1 protein-coding gene is annotated in these 1294 nt (G+C 70.2%); it reads right to left on the minus strand.

Going from position 1 to position 1294, the window contains the following annotated elements; translation table 11 throughout:
• Nucleotides 1-289: 289 nt before the first annotated feature.
• Nucleotides 290-901 carry a hypothetical protein gene (locus tag AH6_RS41890; protein ID WP_067492044.1) on the minus strand — a complete coding sequence of 204 codons (612 nt, stop codon included), beginning with the start codon at nt 899-901 and terminating at the stop codon, nt 290-292.
• Nucleotides 902-1294 lie beyond the last annotated feature (393 nt).

The raw sequence follows: 1294 nt of genomic DNA on the forward strand, positions 1-1294 counted from the left end.
CACGACGCTTTCCCCGAGGTCGCTGCACCGACTCAGTCAGTGGGGGTCTACAGCCGACTATCCACCTCAGCCCGCGCCCCTCGCCTGACCAGCGACCCCGGCCCCGCACGGGTTTGTGCACATGCCCAACGAGCTCAGCCCGCGCGGGGTTAGGGACACGTCCCCACAACCTCACCCTGCGCGGGGTTGCTACAGGTGTCCAGCAACCTCATCCCGCGCGGGTTTTCCCACTCGACCAACAACCCAACCCAGTACGTGGTCTTCCAAAGGTCGGCGTCCGTGACGCGTCCTAGCCGAGCAGATCGGTGTTGACGCAGGTGGGCGCCTTGTCAGGTCCCTGAGTCCCGTCCGGGACGACCGGAAGGTCGGCATGCCGGACCCGGTAACCCCTGCCCGAGACGTAGGTCGTGAACGGGGCCGGACCGCCGTCCATCTGCGCGCAGCGCGGGTCGACCACGCCCCAGGAGAAGCCGACCCGGTCGTACCGGTCGCCGCGCGGGTCGTCGTAGACGGTGAACGTCATCCGCGCGCCCTTGGGCCACAGGCCCCCCGCGCTGGTACCCGACACGATCGCGACGGGTCCTCCCGTCATGACGTAGTCGACGTTGACGGTCCCCCAGTTGTGCTCGCCACCGGGCCCGGGGTGGTCGAAGCGGACGGTGCCGCGCGCCGCCCCGAAGACGATCTTTCCGTCGCTGACCTTGAACGGGTTGCCATGGGCGTCGAACACGAAACGGCGCAGCGGATTCTGCGGGTCTACGCTGTAGCGGACCCAGGCGTCGCCGGTGACGTGCCCCTCCTTCGGAGTGGCATGCTGCGGGGCGGCGAGCGCCGCCGAGCCGCTGGCCAGGGTCAGGGCTCCGGCGGCCAGCGCGGTCGCAGCGAGCGTGGTCTTCCTCATGGGCTCCCCCTCGGGTCCGTTCCGATGTGCTGGAAGCGTCGCAGTGGGCCGGGAAGGGAGCCTCCCCCAAGCAATCGAGATCGGGCGGGAGGGGTCACCCGAGCGGGGGAAGGGGTGAGAGCGGCACTGCGCGGGGTTGGGGTTGGTGGTCGGGTGCGGGGCGCGGGGCTGGGGTTGTTGGTCAGGCGCGGCGCGCGGGGTGAGGTTGGCGATCGGGTGCGGGGCGCGGGGCTGGGGTTGGTGATCGGGTGGGAAACCCGCGCGGGGTGAGGTTGTGGGCATGTGTCCCTAACCCCGCGCGGGCTGAGCCTGGTGGGCACGTGCACAAACCCGTGCGGAGCTGAGCTGGGCGGTCACGTGTAGACCCCCACAGATACCGTCGGTGCAGATCTG

Source organism: Actinomadura hibisca NBRC 15177, assembly GCF_001552635.1.
Classification (GTDB): Bacteria; Actinomycetota; Actinomycetes; order Streptosporangiales; family Streptosporangiaceae; genus Spirillospora; species Spirillospora hibisca.

Coding starts and splice junctions, on each gene's coding strand:
- AH6_RS41890 (WP_067492044.1), bottom strand. CDS start 901: ATGAGGAAGACCACGCTCGCTGCGACCGCGCTGGCCGCCGGAGCCCTG.